The organism is Nocardia sp. NPDC051052 (assembly GCF_044456045.1).
Classification (GTDB): Bacteria; Actinomycetota; Actinomycetes; order Mycobacteriales; family Mycobacteriaceae; genus Nocardia.
In genome coordinates this window covers 65,125-80,624 of the sequence record NZ_JBITFL010000001.1, presented here as the reverse complement: position 1 = coordinate 80,624, position 15,500 = coordinate 65,125, and the positions used below count along the sequence as shown (strand labels likewise).

At 66.5% G+C, this 15,500-nt stretch carries 14 protein-coding genes and 1 pseudogene; 8 read left to right on the top strand and 7 right to left on the bottom strand.

The genetic code is table 11. The features are described 5' to 3' along the window. Window positions 1-37 precede the first annotated feature (37 nt). Window positions 38-2,272, bottom strand: a complete 2,235-nt coding sequence (locus ACIBCN_RS00380) for a hypothetical protein (protein ID WP_396989292.1) — start codon at window positions 2,270-2,272, stop codon at window positions 38-40. A 383-nt stretch (window positions 2,273-2,655) separates the two neighbouring features. Here ACIBCN_RS00380 and ACIBCN_RS00375 point away from each other — a divergent pair, with 383 nt between their 5' ends. The 3 genes from ACIBCN_RS00375 to ACIBCN_RS00365 are packed head-to-tail and all read left to right on the top strand — an operon-like array spanning window position 2,656 to window position 5,155. Then, on the top strand, window positions 2,656-3,084 hold the full coding sequence (locus ACIBCN_RS00375) for a hypothetical protein (protein ID WP_396989291.1): 429 nt from the start codon (window positions 2,656-2,658) through the stop codon (window positions 3,082-3,084). A 23-nt stretch (window positions 3,085-3,107) separates the two neighbouring features. Continuing rightward, entirely contained in the window at window positions 3,108-3,797 is a 690-nt protein-coding gene (locus ACIBCN_RS00370) for a response regulator transcription factor (protein ID WP_396989290.1), read from the top strand. After that, window positions 3,794-5,155 (top strand): ATP-binding protein, encoded by a 1,362-nt coding sequence (locus ACIBCN_RS00365; RefSeq protein WP_396989289.1) that lies wholly within the window; start codon window positions 3,794-3,796, stop codon window positions 5,153-5,155. The genes ACIBCN_RS00370 and ACIBCN_RS00365 overlap by 4 nt, the downstream gene beginning before the upstream one ends. Window positions 5,156-5,157: 2 nt before the next feature. On the opposite strand, the gene ACIBCN_RS00360 is transcribed toward ACIBCN_RS00365, so the two are convergent. After that, window positions 5,158-5,742: a Uma2 family endonuclease gene (locus ACIBCN_RS00360; protein WP_396989288.1), complete on the bottom strand. Its 585-nt coding sequence runs from the start codon at window positions 5,740-5,742 to the stop codon at window positions 5,158-5,160. 106 nt (window positions 5,743-5,848) lie between these two features. Continuing rightward, on the bottom strand, window positions 5,849-7,708 hold the full coding sequence (gene lepA / locus ACIBCN_RS00355; RefSeq protein WP_396989287.1) for a translation elongation factor 4: 1,860 nt from the start codon (window positions 7,706-7,708) through the stop codon (window positions 5,849-5,851). A 181-nt stretch (window positions 7,709-7,889) separates the two neighbouring features. Here lepA and ACIBCN_RS00350 point away from each other — a divergent pair, with 181 nt between their 5' ends. The 4 genes and pseudogenes from ACIBCN_RS00350 (at window position 7,890) to ACIBCN_RS00335 (ending at window position 10,433) form a co-directional block, all read left to right on the top strand. Further along, a complete protein-coding gene (locus tag ACIBCN_RS00350) occupies window positions 7,890-9,011 on the top strand; it encodes an AAA family ATPase (protein ID WP_396989286.1) in 1,122 nt (373 codons plus the stop codon). Next, window positions 9,008-9,208, top strand: a pseudogene (locus ACIBCN_RS00345) (hypothetical protein); the annotation flags it as partial. The gene ACIBCN_RS00350 and the pseudogene ACIBCN_RS00345, both read left to right, overlap by 4 nt. 163 nt (window positions 9,209-9,371) lie before the next feature. Continuing rightward, window positions 9,372-9,674 (top strand): DUF4276 family protein, encoded by a 303-nt coding sequence (locus tag ACIBCN_RS00340; RefSeq protein WP_396989285.1) that lies wholly within the window; start codon window positions 9,372-9,374, stop codon window positions 9,672-9,674. 207 nt (window positions 9,675-9,881) lie between these two features. Then, entirely contained in the window at window positions 9,882-10,433 is a 552-nt protein-coding gene (locus tag ACIBCN_RS00335) for a type II toxin-antitoxin system PemK/MazF family toxin (RefSeq protein WP_396989284.1), read from the top strand. Window positions 10,434-10,529: 96 nt separating this feature from the next. Here the strand turns inward: ACIBCN_RS00335 and ACIBCN_RS00330 are convergent, their stop codons facing one another. From ACIBCN_RS00330 to ACIBCN_RS00315, 4 genes are all read right to left on the bottom strand, one after another. Continuing rightward, window positions 10,530-11,315: an aquaporin gene (locus ACIBCN_RS00330; protein ID WP_396989283.1), complete on the bottom strand. Its 786-nt coding sequence runs from the start codon at window positions 11,313-11,315 to the stop codon at window positions 10,530-10,532. A gap of 98 nt (window positions 11,316-11,413) precedes the next feature. Beyond that, on the bottom strand, window positions 11,414-12,256 hold the full coding sequence (locus tag ACIBCN_RS00325) for a transglutaminase domain-containing protein (protein ID WP_396989282.1): 843 nt from the start codon (window positions 12,254-12,256) through the stop codon (window positions 11,414-11,416). Beyond that, window positions 12,253-13,224 carry an alpha-E domain-containing protein gene (locus tag ACIBCN_RS00320; RefSeq protein WP_396989281.1) on the bottom strand — a complete coding sequence of 324 codons (972 nt, stop codon included), beginning with the start codon at window positions 13,222-13,224 and terminating at the stop codon, window positions 12,253-12,255. Before ACIBCN_RS00320 ends, ACIBCN_RS00325 begins: the two co-directional genes overlap by 4 nt. Beyond that, window positions 13,224-14,879 carry a circularly permuted type 2 ATP-grasp protein gene (locus tag ACIBCN_RS00315; RefSeq protein WP_396990143.1) on the bottom strand — a complete coding sequence of 552 codons (1,656 nt, stop codon included), beginning with the start codon at window positions 14,877-14,879 and terminating at the stop codon, window positions 13,224-13,226. Before ACIBCN_RS00315 ends, ACIBCN_RS00320 begins: the two co-directional genes overlap by 1 nt. Before the next feature lie 326 nt (window positions 14,880-15,205). Here ACIBCN_RS00315 and rpsT point away from each other — a divergent pair, with 326 nt between their 5' ends. Next, the gene (rpsT, locus tag ACIBCN_RS00310; RefSeq protein WP_396989280.1) at window positions 15,206-15,466 is read left to right on the top strand and encodes a 30S ribosomal protein S20; all 261 of its coding nucleotides are present in this window, start codon (window positions 15,206-15,208) and stop codon (window positions 15,464-15,466) included. The last annotated feature ends 34 nt before the right edge of the window (window positions 15,467-15,500 follow it).

Below are 15,500 nucleotides of genomic sequence, written 5' to 3'. Positions count from 1 at the left end.
CGCCCCATGCACCCCTTGACCACACGACAAGCTCCGATTACATCAACGCTATGTCCAAGCCGCCCGGCACCATGTGGTGGGTCTCGGCCATCGTCGACTCCGGCATCAGTCCGCCGGAGAGACCGCCGCCCGCGGCGACCGCGAGGGTCGAGTGGTCGGCGTAGAAGGCATGGTCCTGGATCGGGACCATCGACGAGTCGACCATGTGTGCGCTGCTGATCGGATCCGCGATCGCGTGCGGCTTGGGGTCGAACGTCGTCGGCGGCTTGTAGGTCGGCGCCGGGGCCTGGGTCGGGGCCTGGTAGGTCGGTACGTCGTGGGTCGGTACCGGGACGTCGTGGGTGGGGACCGGGACATCGTGGGTCGGCACGTCCGCGGTCGGTATGTCATGAGTCGGCACGGTCGGATCCGGCTGGGTCGCGGTCGGCACGTCCTTGGTCGGCACGGTCGGCTGGGTGGTGACCCCGCCGGAGGTGCCGCCGTTGCCGGTGCTCGGTCCGGTACCGGTGCTCGGTCCGGTACCCGTGCCCGGCGCGGAGACGTCGTCGTCATCCGGGGCGGTGGTCGGCGCGTGCGTCGGCTGGCTGCCGGTGGCCGGCGGAATCTTGGTGGTCGGCACGTCCGGTCCGGTGCTGATGCCGCCGTGCGAGGTCGAGGGCTGGCCCGCGCCGGGCACCTTCGTCGTGACGTCCGGCGTCTTCGGGACGCTCGGGGTGGCGACGTCGGTCGGCACCACCGGGACCGGGACGGTCTTGGTGATGGTGGTCGGCACGTTCGGCGTGGTGACCGAGCCGTCCGAGTGCTTCGACGGGTCCGTCACCGGAGCGGTCGGCTTCAGCACGGGCGTCGGCCGGGCGTGATCGAACAGCACGGGCGTGGCGGCCGCGGGCACAGTGAGCACCGACGGACCCTCCGGCGCGGTGAACACGTTCGCGATCGGCGTGGTCGCGGCGTCCGGCTGGATCGTGGTCTGCAGCGGGGTGGCCGCCACCGGCTGCGCGGCACTCGCCATGGGCGCCACCGCGACAACCGGTGCCGCCGCGACGGGTGCGACCGCAGCCGACATGACCGGTGCGGGCGCGGCTAGCGGCGACACGACGGGCTGCACGGTGGCAGCCGGTGCCGTCGACGAGGTGGTAGAGCCCGGGGTGGTCAGGCCGCCGACAACGCCGGGGTGACTGTGCTGGCTGTGCCCGTTCATGGCCGGATCGAGCACCGAGCGCCCGGTGCCGTCGGGCACGTGGCCGAGGCCGGTGCCGAGGAAGTCGGTGAACTGGTCGAGCTGGTCACCCACGTGACCGGCGCCGACGTCCACCTTCATCTCGGAGTTGAAGTAGATGCCCTGCGGGCCGATGCCGAAGTCCACGGACCACTGCGTGCCGACGAAGACGCCGAGCGGGTCACCGCCGCCGTCGCCGACACCGTCGAACGGGCCGCTGGCCGCGGTCGACTCGGCGTGCGATCCGGGCAGGTCGAAGGCGCCGGAACCCGGCGCGACGAAGCCGTTGGTGCCCGGCAGGCCGAAACCGTGCCCGGCCTGACCGAGCCCGTGGCCGGGCAGGCCGAAGCCGTGGCCGCCGGGCAGGTCGAGATCGTTCGAGACGCCGCCGCCACCGGTTCCCGGCAGCTGCAAGCCGTTGGACGCGCCGGCGTCGGTACCGGGCAGGCCGGTGCCGCCGGTCGTGCCCGGCAGTCCCATGCCGGACTGGCTCGGCGTGGCCGACGTGCCAGGCAGTCCGAAGCCGGACTGGCCCGCTGTTCCTGGCAGCTCCATGCCTTGCTGGCCGGACCCACCGCCGGGCAGGCTCGGCAGTCCCATGCCGGACTGGCCGCCGTCGGTGCCGGGCAGCGGGAAGCCCGCGTCGGTGCCGTTGTAGTCGCCGTTGAGGGTCGGCAGCGGCAGGTTCGCGCCGCCGTGAGCGGTGCCGGGCAGGCCGAAGCCAGGGTTGGGGTGCGCGACCGTCGAGTTGCTCGCGTGCGGTGAGGTGATCGGCGCGGGCTCTACGACCAGGTCCGGGAAGGTGATCACCGGCGAGGGGATGTCGGAGTCGGGGTCGGTGTTGTGCGCCCAGCCCGCGTTCCTGCTGTCCGCGTGGGAAGAGTTGGGGTGTGCCGGGACGCCACCGCCGTTCGCGGCCACCAGTGCACCACCGGTGACGTACGCACCGGCCCGCGCGACCCGCGCGACGCCCGTGGCTACTCGATAGGCGGTGTCACCCGTGCGCTCAGCTGCCTCGGTGGTCTCGTCATCGAAGGGCAGGTCACGCGTCATGAAAGCTCCATCTCGGGTTTCCAGCAACCATCCTCACCTGCCGGCCAGGCCGAGTGAAGATCACCTAACACTATTTCGGGAAAACCCGACTGTCACATTCTCCAGGACTGTAGAGACTCCGCCGGTGGCGAGCAACACAACCTTGCCATCCCGAAAACCAGAACGAAAGCCCTATTTCTAGTGGGTTAGCAAACTGGACGGGGCCTCCAATATGCACCATGACCAGGTCAGATTCTGCCGGTGCCCGGAAGCGTCGCGCGGAGGCCGACGAGACCCTAAGAGTTCTCTAACGATTGCTCAACAAGTGGTGAAGATCCTTTGCCTACCGTCGATTTCATCGGACCAGCCGGGCCGACAGCATCGATCTGAAGGAGTCACCCCTCATGACCGCACTCATCGGACGCCGCATCGCGGCCGTGCTCAGCGGGACCGCGCTCACCGCCGCCGTGGTCGCGAGCATGGCGGGCGCCGCCTCGGCCCAGCCGGGAACGCCGCCCATGCCGACCCAGCCCGGCCCCCGCATCGCGATCGACCCGGTCCCCGGCGAGCCCGTGGTGTGCCCCGAGATCGGTCCGGACGGGTCGGTGCTGATCACCCGTGGCGAGGGCGAAGACGGACCGTGGGTCACCATCGAACGCGACCTGCCGCCGGGTGCCGTGCCCGCGACCCCTCTCGACACCGTCCCGTCCGTCACCGCCCCCGGCGTCCCGGCCGACCCCGGTATCCCGGCCGTCACCGTGCCCGGCGTCCCGGCGGACGCGGTGCCCGCCTACCCGGCCGAACCGGGGTGCGTCGTCGCCAGCGTTCGCTGACCGGCCGGGACTAATGTTGATCCATGACCGGACACCGGATCTTGGTCGTGGACGACGAGGTTCGTGTGCTCGCGTCGCTGCGACGCGGGTTGGAACTCTCCGATTTCGAGGTGGTCACCGCGGCCGACGGCGCCGAGGCGCTGGCGATGGTGCGTAGCGCGACACCCGACGCCATGGTGTTGGACGTGAACATGCCGACGCTCGACGGTGAAGGCGTGGTCACGGCGTTGCGCGCGATGGGAAACGACATCCCGATCTGTGTGCTGAGCGCGCGCAGCGCCGTGACCGACCGCATCGCCTGCCTCGAACGCGGCGCCGACGACTACCTCACCAAGCCCTTCGACCTCGGCGAGCTCGTCGCCCGGTTGCACGCGTTGCTGCGCCGCCGGGTCAGCACCGAACGACCGGACGCGCAGGTGCGGATCGGTCAGGTGCAGATCGACCTGGCCGGGCACCGGGTGCTGGCCGCGGGCACACCGGTAGACCTGACAAAACGAGAATTCGAGGTACTCGCCATGCTCGCCGACAACCCGGGCATCGTGCTCGGCCGCGAGCAAATCCTTTCCACGGTATGGGGTTACGACTTCGCCACCGACACCAATGTGGTGGATGTGTTCGTCTCGTATCTGCGACGCAAGCTGGAGGCGCCCGGCGCGCCGCGGGTGGTGCACACGGTGCGCGGTGTCGGCTTCGTCTTACGGGAGCAGCCGTGAAACGCTCACCGTCGCTGCGTACCCGGGTGGCGGTGGTCTCCGGCGTGGTCGCGGCGCTCGTCGCACTCACCCTGACCATCACCTTCGCCGCGTTGCTGAACGCGACCGGTGAGCGGCAGTTGGACGACACTGTCTCGTCGATGGCGGTCCGGGTTGCTCCGCCGCTGAAAACTCTTCCGATGGACCGGGTTCCGTCCTTGCCGCCGAACGCCGTACCCGCGTCCCCTGGGCCACCGTACGCGGCACCACCGCCCCCCGCGGCGCAGGTTGAAACCCCCGGCTACCCGACCGAAGCGCCTTACGCGGCAACAGGCGCCCCCGAGGCGGGCACCGCCCCCGTTCCGGCCGACCTGCCACCCGACGTGGCGATCACTCGCGTCGATGGCCTGCCCGGCGTGCTCGTCTCACTGGACCCGAACCGTGACGTCGTCGCCTCGGCCATCCACCGCAGCCAGCTGATCGGCCTCGGCATCGGCGTCGCCGGTGCGCTGATCGCCGCCCTACTCGGCTGGTTCCTGGCCGGTTATGCCGCCCGCCCGCTGCGCAGACTGGCCGCCGCCACCCACGGCATCGACACCCTCGAGGAACTACCGCCGCTGTCCGGTCAAGGCGCCAGGGAGGCGGAAGAACTCTCCGACGCCATCACCCGGATGCTCGCCCGACTCGAAGCCGCCCACCGCGCCACCAACCACGCGCTCACCAGCGCCCGCGACTTCGCCGCCGTCTGCGCCCACGAACTACGCACCCCACTCACCGCGCTGCGCACCGACCTACAAGTGCTGGCCACCAAGGAGATTCCCGCCGAACAGCGCGGCACCATCCTCACCGAGGTCCTCTTCGCCGAGAAGCAGATCGAGAACACACTGACCGATCTCGAACGACTCGCGATCGGCGAACTCACCGACCCCGACGTGTTCGAACCCTTCGACCTCTGCGAAACCCTCGACCGCGCAACCCAAGACGCCCAACGCCGGCACCCCGACGTCCGCATCGACCTCACCGCATGCGAGCCCGTCACGGTAACCGGCACCCCCGGCGGCCTGATGCTGATCGTCACCAACGCGGTAGCGAACGCCGTCCAACACGGTCACGCCGACACCGTCACCATCACCGCCAACCCCGCCACCGACAACACGGTGGAAATCCTCATCGACGACGACGGCACCGGCATCCCAGAAACCCTGTGCCCCACCGCCTTCGACCGTTTCGTCAAAGGCCCCGGCTCCCCCGGCTCCGGCCTCGGCCTCGCCCTGGTCCGCCAACAAGCCGAACTCCACTCCGGCACAGCCGAGCTCGCCAAGAGCCCACTGGGCGGTACGCGTCTGCGGGTGCGGATCGCCATACATACCTCGGACTAGATTCAGTCGACCCATTCTTGGAGAGGTGTGCTGTCGAAGCTGATGCCGACCTGCTTGGGCAGTGTCACATTGCGACCGAATGCGTAGCGGTGCACATCTTGATACCGATCTCCGTCGGGCTCGCTGTACACGACGACTTCCGCTTGATCACGATCGATGAGCAAGTAAACGGGAATCCCAGCTTGTGCGTACGCGGTCGGCTTATCGACCAGATCGCGCTGGTAACTGTCGGAATCATGCGACGTAACTTCCACTGTCATCACGACAGCATCGGATAAACCCCACTCACCACAACCGACAAAAGCGTCGGGTGGCGCCAAGACACCGTCAGGGCGCGCTCGGCCCTTCCGGTACGGCCCGACGACCAAACCTTGGCCCGCGATGTGCAGGAACAGGCCGGGGTTAAGCGGCAACAGCAGCATGAGCAGCCAGTTGAGGATCCGGTTATGGTCGCCATCAGGCACGCGTTTTACCCCCAGTCGTCCGCCGATAAGCTCGAGCTGCACACCCTCGGTTTCGCGGTAGACCGTACGTGCGATCACCTCGAAATCTTCGGTGAGGATCACATCCTCATGCACCGCAGTCATCGCCATCCTCCCTGGTTCAGCACCGCTCGCCGACGCATTCTGCCTCATAGTTCACCACCTATCAGGCATTATCCCTCGATTCGTCGACGAGCGCCGGACCGACGCCTTACTTGCCCTTCGGCTTGTCCGACGCCGCGTCCGAGGACAACGCCGCCACGAACGCTTCCTGCGGGACCTCGACGCGGCCGATCGTCTTCATCCGCTTCTTGCCTTCCTTCTGCTTCTCGAGCAGCTTGCGCTTACGGCTGATGTCGCCGCCGTAGCACTTGGCGAGCACGTCCTTGCGGATGGCGCGGATGTTTTCGCGGGCAATGATTTTCGAGCCGATGGCGGCCTGGATGGGCACCTCGAACTGCTGGCGCGGGATGAGTTCGCGCAGCTTGGTGGTCATCTTGTTGCCGTAGGCCTGCGCGGCGTCCTTGTGCACGATCGCGCTGAACGCGTCCACCGCCTCGCCCTGCAGCAGGATGTCGACCTTGACCAGCGCCGCGTCCTGCACGCCCGACTCTTCGTAGTCGAGGCTGGCGTAGCCGCGGGTGCGCGACTTCAGCGAGTCGAAGAAGTCGAAGATGATCTCCGCCATCGGCATGCTGTAGCGCAGCTCGACGCGGGTCTCGGACAGGTAATCCATGCCGCCGAGCTCACCGCGACGCCCCTGGCACAGCTCCATGATCGAGCCGATGAACTCGCTCGGCGAGATAACGGTGCACTTCACCATCGGTTCGTATACGTGCCGGACCTTGCCCTCGGGCCAGTACGACGGATTGGTGACGACATGCTCGCTGCCGTCTTCCATCTCTACGGTGTAGACCACGTTGGGCGCGGTGGAAATCAGGTCGAGGTCGAACTCGCGCTGCAGCCGCTCACGGGTGATCTCCATGTGCAGCAGGCCGAGGAAGCCGCACCGGAACCCGAAGCCAAGTGCCACTGAGGTTTCCGGCTCGTAGGTGAGTGCGGCATCGTTGAGTTGCAGCTTCTCCAGTGCGTCGCGCAGGTCCGGGTAGTCGGAGCCGTCGACCGGGTACAGACCCGAGTACACCATCGGGCGCGGCTCGCGATAGCCGACGAGCGGTTCGGTGGCACCGTTGCGCGCGGAGGTCACCGTGTCACCGACCTTCGACTGGCGCACGTCCTTCACACCGGTGATCAGGTACCCCACCTCACCGACGCCGAGACCCTGGGTCGGCTTCGGCTCCGGCGAGACGATGCCGATCTCCAGCATCTCGTGCGTGGCACCGGTGGACATCATCTTGATCTTCTCGCGCGGCGTGAGCCTGCCGTCCACCACGCGGACATACGTGACCACGCCGCGGTAGGTGTCGTACACCGAATCGAAGATCATCGCGCGGGCGGGTGCCTCGGGATCACCGACGGGCGCGGGCACCGTCTTGATGACCTCGTTGAGCAGTTCGGTCACGCCGACACCGGTCTTGCCCGATACCCGCAGCACGCTGTCGGGTTCGCAGCCGATGATGTGCGCGATCTCCGCCGCGTAGCGGTCCGGATCGGCGGCGGGCAGGTCGATCTTGTTCAGCACCGGAATGATCGTCAGATCCTTGTCCAGCGCCAGGTACAGATTGGCCAGCGTCTGCGCCTCGATGCCCTGCGCCGCGTCGACCAGCAGCACCGCGCCCTCACAGGCTTCCAGCGCACGCGACACCTCATAGGTGAAGTCGACGTGGCCCGGCGTATCGATCAGGTGCAGCACGTAATCCGTACCGTCCACCTGCCACGGCAGCCGCACGTTCTGCGCCTTGATGGTGATGCCGCGCTCGCGCTCGATGTCCATCCGGTCCAGGTATTGGGCGCGCATCTGCCGCTCCTCGACCACACCGGTCAGTTGCAGCATCCGATCGGCCAGCGTCGACTTCCCGTGATCGATGTGCGCGATGATGCAAAAGTTCCGGATCCGAGACGGATCGGTGAACGTCGTGTCGGCGAAGCTGGCGGGCACTCCACTCCTCATGGGTATCGGCAAACTGCCGTCTATCGTCCCATGTCCAGTACGAAGCTCCCGCCAGCGGTGTACCTGAGCGCGCTGCGGGCCGGCATCGGTGCCGATTCCCCGTCGATTCGCGAGCGACTGCCGGCGAGGCTCAGTCGCGAGCAATCCCAGGAACGTCGGTGGCTCATCGTAGAGTTAGGCCATGCCAGGCCAACCGCTGAAAACAATCCAGATCGAGGGGTTCACCTCGATCAGATCGGCGACGGTCGAGCTCCGGAAACTGAACATCCTGGTCGGTGCGAATGGGGCGGGGAAGAGCAACTTCGTTCAGGCGCTCGCCCTGCTCGGGCGAATCGTCGACTGCGAACTCGGACTGTTCGTCGGCCTCAACGGCGGTGCCTCGGCGCTGCTCACCGACGGGGACGGTACCTCCCGGATTCGTCTCGAACTCGACGCGGAACCCAACTCGTATGAGGCCGTCCTCGTCCCGGCAGCGAACGATGAACTGATCTTCGATTCCGAGATCGTCTACTACCACGAGCCGGAATATGACCGGCCGTACAGCAAGTCGCTCGGACGCGGGCATCGAGAAACCCGACTGGCCGCTGACGTCGGTGGCCCGCGCGGCGGTATCGCCAAGTACGTCTTCGCACTTCTCGAAGGCTGCAAGGTCTTTCACTTCCACGACACCAGCGCGGACGCGCCGGTCAAGCGGATGGTCTCGACTGCGGACAACCTGAATCTGCGTTCGGACGCCGGAAACCTCGCCCCCTATCTGTACCGGTTGCAGACCAGCGACGAGGCCACCGACCAGGCCGCCTATCGCCGAATTGTCGGTGCGATCCAGCTGGTGGCACCGTTCTTCCGCGATTTCGTGCTGCAACCCGAGAACAACGATCGCATCCGCCTCCGCTGGCAACAGCAAGGCTCCGACGCTGTCTTTTCGGCCAACCAGATGTCGGACGGCACACTTCGGTTCGTCTGTCTGGCAACACTGTTGCTGCAACCGGAGTTGCCCGCGCTCGTCGTCCTGGACGAACCCGAACTCGGGCTGCACCCCTTCGCCATCGTGCAACTCGCGAACCTGCTTCGGCAGGCCTCGGCGCGCAGTCAAGTCCTGATCGCCACCCAATCGGTCACCTTGATGAACCAATTCGAGGTCGACGATCTGATTGTCGTAGAGCGCAAAGCCGGAGCGTCGTCCTTCTCGCGGCCGGACGCCGCCGAGCTGGAAGCCTGGCTGGCGGAGTACTCGCTCGGCGAGTTGTGGGAAAAGAACTTGCTCGGCGGTCGCCCCGCCAGGGAGGATCTCGACCAGGCATGACGGCCAACTATCACCGTCTGCACTTCCTGGTGGAAGGGCAGAGCGAGGAGATCGTCGTCAATAACGTGCTCGGGCCCTACCTCGCCGACCGCGGCTGGGCGGTGAGCCAGTCCATCGTCACGACCAGACGGCCCGCAGGCGGCCCCAATCACCGCGGTGGCGTCAGCAGTTGGTCCAAGGTCGAGCGTGAGATCAAACTCCTGTTGCGAGATTCGAGCCTCGAAGTTTTGACGACGCTGTTCGACTTTTATGCGTTCCCGCCAGACGCTCCCGGAATGGCCGACGTCCCGCCCGGCCTGCCGCCACGGGGTCGTGCATGTCGAACAGTCTCTCGCGGCCGCCACAGCCGATCGCCGGTTCGTGCCGCATCTGATCCTGCACGAGCTGGAGACCTGGGTGTTCGCCGCGGCCGAGCAAGTCGGCTGCCTGTTGCCAGGACTGACCGAGCAACTGCTCAAAGACGTGCACGTGGCGGGTGGCCCGGAACTGGTCAATGACGGCCCGGACACCGCGCCGTCCAAGCGGATCTTCAACTACTGCCCGCAGTACTCGAAAACAAACGACGGGCCGCTGGCGATAGCCGACCTCGGTGTTGTAGAGCTCCGGAACCAATGCCCCCACTTAGATGCCTGGCTCGAACTGTTGGACAGTCGCTTGTCGTGATCGCGGACCTGCCGATGTAGTGAGCACTCACACATTCGATGTCGTACCGCTATGCCAGCGGGATCCCACACCAGCTGGCGTCCTCCCTGTTCGCGAGGGCCATTGCCCGACTGGACCCGCCGACGCGGCAGCACGAGCCCAAATCAGCACATTCGTAGTTGTCGCGGGGCGGGTGAGAAGAGGGCGGGGCGCCGTTATATTGCGAATATGGCCCGAAGTTGGAACTCCCTCGGCAAGCAGCTCGGACTTATCGCGAAGGAGCAGGGTCCCAAAATCGTCAGGCAACAGGGACCGAAGCTGGTGGAGCGGCTGGTCGGGTCGCTGACTTCGCGGCGGACGCCGCCGGTGAAGGTGCGGCCGACCGCGTCCACCCCCGTGCCGACGGCCGAGCGCGCCCGGCAGATCGTGTACTCGCCGCAGCTGGACGGGCGGGCCGATCCCGGCGAGATCGTGTGGACCTGGGTGCCGTTCGAGGAGGATCCGAGCAATGGCAAGGATCGGCCGGTGCTGGTGGTCGGGCGTGATCGCCGGACGCTGCTCGGATTGATGCTGTCCTCGAAGGCGGACCGGGCACACGACCGGAACTGGGTCGGGATCGGCAGCGGCAGTTGGGATCCCGAGGGCAGGCCCAGCTGGGTTCGGCTGGATCGGGTGCTCGATGTGCCGGAGGACGGCATCCGTCGCGAAGGAGCGATCTTGCCCCGCAAGACATTCGACCTCGTCGCCCACCGGCTGTGCGCCGAATACGCTTGGCACTGAGTCGAATAGGGTCGGCAACCGTCTTGACCGGCAACTGAGGGGGCGGAATAGCAACGGGCCCACCGACAGTTCGGTCGGCGGGCCCGTCGGATCAGCTCAGGAGAGCAGGTTGCGCGAACGGCCGAACAGCAGGCCGTAGACTAGGGCGCCGAGCGCGCCGCCGATCAGCGGGAACACCACGAAAGCCCAGACCTGGCCCATCGCCCCGTCCTGATACGGCGCGACGGCGAGGCTGCGGGCCGGGTTGACCGAGGTGTTGTCCACCGGGATCGAGATCAGGTGGATGACCGCCAGCGTGACGCCGATCGACAGACCGGCCAGCGGCACATCGGAGAGTTGATCGGTCGAGGCGAGCACCACGAAGACGAGCAGCGCGGTCAGCATGACCTCGATGATGATCATCGCGGCCATCCCGTACCCGTTCTGCAGCACCATCTCGCCCAACGGACCCTTTTGCGCCGACGGACTGTGCTGCCCCCAGCCGTTCGCACCGAGCCCATTGACCTCGCGGTCATAGGACGGCAGATTCTTCGCCAGCGCGAACAAGACGAGCCCGGCCAGGAATCCGCCGATCAATTGCGCGATCCAATACCCGGCCGCCGTGACCACGCTGATCCGCCCGAGCAGCAAATGCCCCACCGTCACCGCGGGATTCACGTGACATCCGGAGATCGGCCCGATCGCATAGACCAGGAACAACAGCGAGAGCCCGAAAGCCAACGCCACCCCGAGCGCGCCGACCCGATCCCCCGCCAGCACCGCGGTACCGACACCGCCCATCACCAGCACAAACGTGCCGAGTGCCTCCGCGCCCCACTTCTTGGTGTCGGGAATCGGCCCATATTCGGCCACCTCTTCGACGAATTCTTGAGCCGTTGACATCTGTCCACCTTCCGCGTTCGGAGACAATTAGCTATTGCCAGCCGTGGTGCCGCTGAGATAACAGTGCCGTTCAAGATCAACGGGTTGCCTTACGGAACTTACGCGAGTCGGGTGATCTCTACAACGACCTCCAGATCGGTACAGCCACCTCCGGAAAATATGCCTTTCAACGGCGGCACATCCGCGTAATCCCGGCCGACGCCGACCGAGATGTGTTGTTCGTTGACAGCGATATTGTTGGTCGGGTCGTAGCCCCACCACATCCCGGTCCATGCCTCTACCCAGGCATGTGACTGGCCCGCCACCGTCACGCCGATTTCGGCGGCCGGATTCGGGTGCAGGTAGCCGGAGACGTATCGGCTGGGAATGCCCATGCTGCGCAACAGCACCAGGGTCAGATGCGCGTAATCCTGGCAGACACCTTGCCTTTCCGCGAATGCCTGCACCGCCGAGGTGTGCACCGAGGTGGTGCCCGCGAGATAGTTCATCTCCCGGTGCACCCATTCAGCCGCGCGGACAACGGCTTTCGCCGGCGGCAGACCCTTCGCCAACTGAGTGGCGATACCGGCCAGTTTACGATCGCTCGGCACATAGGAAGTGGGCGCGAGCATTTCGTCGAAACGGTCCGCGATCCGATCCGTGCGCAACCGATCCCAGTCCAGCTCCTCGGCGGGGCCGGCGAACGGCTCGGTTTCCACCACCGACGAGCCGGTGACTTCCAATTCGGTATGCGGAGCGTGCAAGTCGAACGCGGTGACCGCGGTGCCCCAGTAGTCGGTGTAGCGGTAAGAACGGGTGGACGGCTCGGTCTCGACGCGATTGAGGATCACGTTCTGCCTGCTGTCCGCGCGCGGCGTGAGCCGCGCCTCGTTGAACGACCGCGTGACCGGCGCGTCGTAGACATAACCGGTGGTGTGCACCACCCGGATTCGCCAACTCATACCTCCCCCTCCACCTGCGCGTGACCGTCCTGTTTGCTGTGCAGATCGGTCCACGCCACCCAGGGCGCTGCGTGGAAGTACTGCAGCGCGATCGCCTCGCTCACCTCGCGACACGTCTTCCGCAACTCCATCAGCCGGTTCCGCAGATCCTCCAACAGCACACCGGGCGGCAGGAATTCGAGCTCACTGCGCGCGCGGCCCAGCAGGCGTTGCGCCTCGTGTCTGGCCCCGACCCGGCTGCTCGGCCGCTGATCCAGTTCGGCAAGGCAGGTTTCGGCCACCCGCACCGAGTGGAACACCGACCGCGGGAAAAGCCGGTCGAGCAGGATGAATTCGGCGACCCGATGGGCGTCCAGCGCGCCGCGATGGGTGCGCAGGTAGGTGTCGTGCGCACCGGCCGAGCGCAGCACGGTCACCCAGGCGGGCGAGGTGGTACGGTCGCCAGCGCGCGAAAGCAGCAGCCGCACAGTCATATCCACGCGTTCGATGGAGCGGCCGAGTAGCAGGAAGCGATAGCCGTCGTCGCGGCTGAGCGTGGAGTCGGACAGTCCGGCGAACATGGCCGCGCGGTCCTGCACATAGTGGAAGAACTCGTGCGGCCCGAGACTGCGCGCCGCCTTCTCCGCGACCGCCAGCCCGATGTAGGTGGCATTCAAGCATTCCCACATCTCGCTGGAGGTGACTTCCCGTGCGCCCCTGGCATTTTCGCGGGCGTTGGCGATCGAGTCGATGATCGAGCCACCGTCGTGACTGAAGGCGACGAGATCGGTGACCGACCAGACGTCAAGGGGGCCTTCAGGAGGTTCGATGCCGAGCACCCGCAGCAGGACTCGGGAGGTGCGGTCGGGATCGACGGTCGCGTCCTCCAGCAGCTGATGTACCGCGACGTCGAGGATTCGCGCGGTGTCGTCGGCACGCTCGACGTATCGTCCGATCCAGTACAGAGATTCCGCGTTGCGGGCCAACATCAGCGCATCACCGCCCTCGATAGTCGCCCACCCAGCGACTGCCGCTGCTCCTGTTGCTGTTGCTGCTGTTGCTGATTCGCCTGCGACGCCGTCAGATCCCGCCCCACCTCACGCGAATCCGATTGCGGCGGTTCACCAACCAGCTCCGCACCGGCCAATTCCCGATCAGCCAGCGAATCCCGTCCGGACAACACCCAGGTGTCCTTACTGCCACCACCCTGACTGGAATTGACCACCAGCGAACCCTCAGGCAACGCGACCCTGCTCAACCCGCCGGGCAGCACCCAGATCTCGTCACCGTCATTGACCGCGAACGGCCGCAGGTCCACATGCCGCGGCACCAGCTCATTGCCCACCTTCGTCGGCACCGTCGACAACTGCACCACCGGCTGCGCGACCCACCCGCGCGGGTCCGCCTTGATCCGGCGGCGCGATGCCTCCAGTTCCCGCGGCGACGCGTCCGGCCCGATGACGATGCCGTACCCGCCGGAACCCTCGACCGGCTTGATCACCAACTCGGCGATCCGATCGAGCACCTCGTCGCGTTCGCCGGCCAACCAGCAGCGGTAGGTGTCGACGTTCGGCAGCACCGGCTTCTCGTTGAGGTAGTACTCGATGATTCTCGGCACATAGGCGTAGATCAGCTTGTCGTCGCCGACACCGTTGCCGACCGCGCTGGAGATGACGACATTGCCCGCCCGCGCCGCATTCAGCAGGCCCGCGACGCCGAGCACCGAATCCGGCCGGAAATGCATGGGATCGAGGAAGGTGTCGTCGATCCGGCGGTAGATCACGTCCACTTGACGCTCGCCCGCGGTGGTCCGCATGTAGACGACGTTGTCGCGGCAGAAGAGGTCACGCCCCTCGACCAGTTCCACGCCCATCTGCCTGGCCAGCAGCGAATGCTCGAAGTATGCCGAGTTGTACACACCGGGCGTCAGCACGACCACCGTCGGATCGGCCTCGTTCGGCGCGGCCGCCGCACGCAGCGCCGCGAGCAGATGACTCGGATAGTCGCCGACCGCCCGCACCCGATGCGAGGAGAACAGATCGGGGAAGACCCGCGCCATCGTGCGCCGGTTTTCCATCACATACGACACACCTGACGGCGAGCGCAGGTTGTCCTCGAGCACCCGGAAGTCACCGCGCTCGTCGCGAATGAGGTCGATGCCGGCCACATGGATGCGCACCCCGTTCGGCGGCACCAGCCCCGCGGCCTCGCGATGGAAGTGCTGACAGGACGTGACCAGGCGTTTCGGGATCACCTCGTCGCGCAGGATGTTCTGCTCGCCGTACACATCGGCGAGGAACAGCTCCAGCGCGACGACTCTTTGCTTGATGCCGCGCTCGAGCTTGGCCCACTCCGCGGCGGCGATCACCCGGGGCACCAGATCCAACGGAAACGGCCGTTCTTGCCCGGACAGCGAGAACGTGATGCCCTGATCGATGAACGCGCGGTCCAGCGCGGCCGCGCGCGCCGCGAGGTCGGACACGTCGATCGGCGCGAGCGCGGCGAACAGCCCCTTGTACGGCTGCCGCACCCGGCCCGCGCCGTCGAACATCTCGTCGAAGGCGTCCGCGTACCGGCCTGGTCGATAACCTTCGAATAGCCCTGGGGGCGCGCCCTTGCCATTGCTGGCGGCCCGCCCGTTCATACCGACCGGTCTGGACGCGGCGGATCGCGCCGAGCGTGGCGGCGAGGCGGGAGTCATGCAAAAATCGTGCTACACGCAGCGGCAATGCTGCGTGTGACACAGGTAAATTTCTCGCATCACTAGTCCGCTACTGGCGACATACCCGGTCTTCACACCGACCGGTCGGTGTCCTTCGCCAAGGCGGCCCAGTGCTGATTTCGTGCGCCGAGCGGCGGCTGGTATCCTCGACCTTCGGCGTTGCGTTACCCGTTTACCGAGGGTGCGACGCACGCGTAAGAACTTTTCCAGCACAAACCACTCAGCGACAGGAACACGAGGAAACAGGCGTGGCCAACATCAAGTCCCAGTTGAAGCGGATCCGTACCAACGAGGAGGCGCGCAAGCGTAACCAGTCGGTCAAGTCCGCGCTGCGCACCGCGATCCGCAGCTTCCGGGAAGCTGCCGCGGCCGGCGACAAAGAGAAGGCCGCCGCGCAGCTCCTGACCGCGAGCCGCAAGCTCGACAAGGCTGCCTCGAAGGGCGTCATCCACGCCAACCAGGCCGCCAACAAGAAGTCCGCCCTCGCGCTGGCTCTGAACAAGATCTGATTTCCCCGGTGCCGATCCGGTACCGCAGGCATTG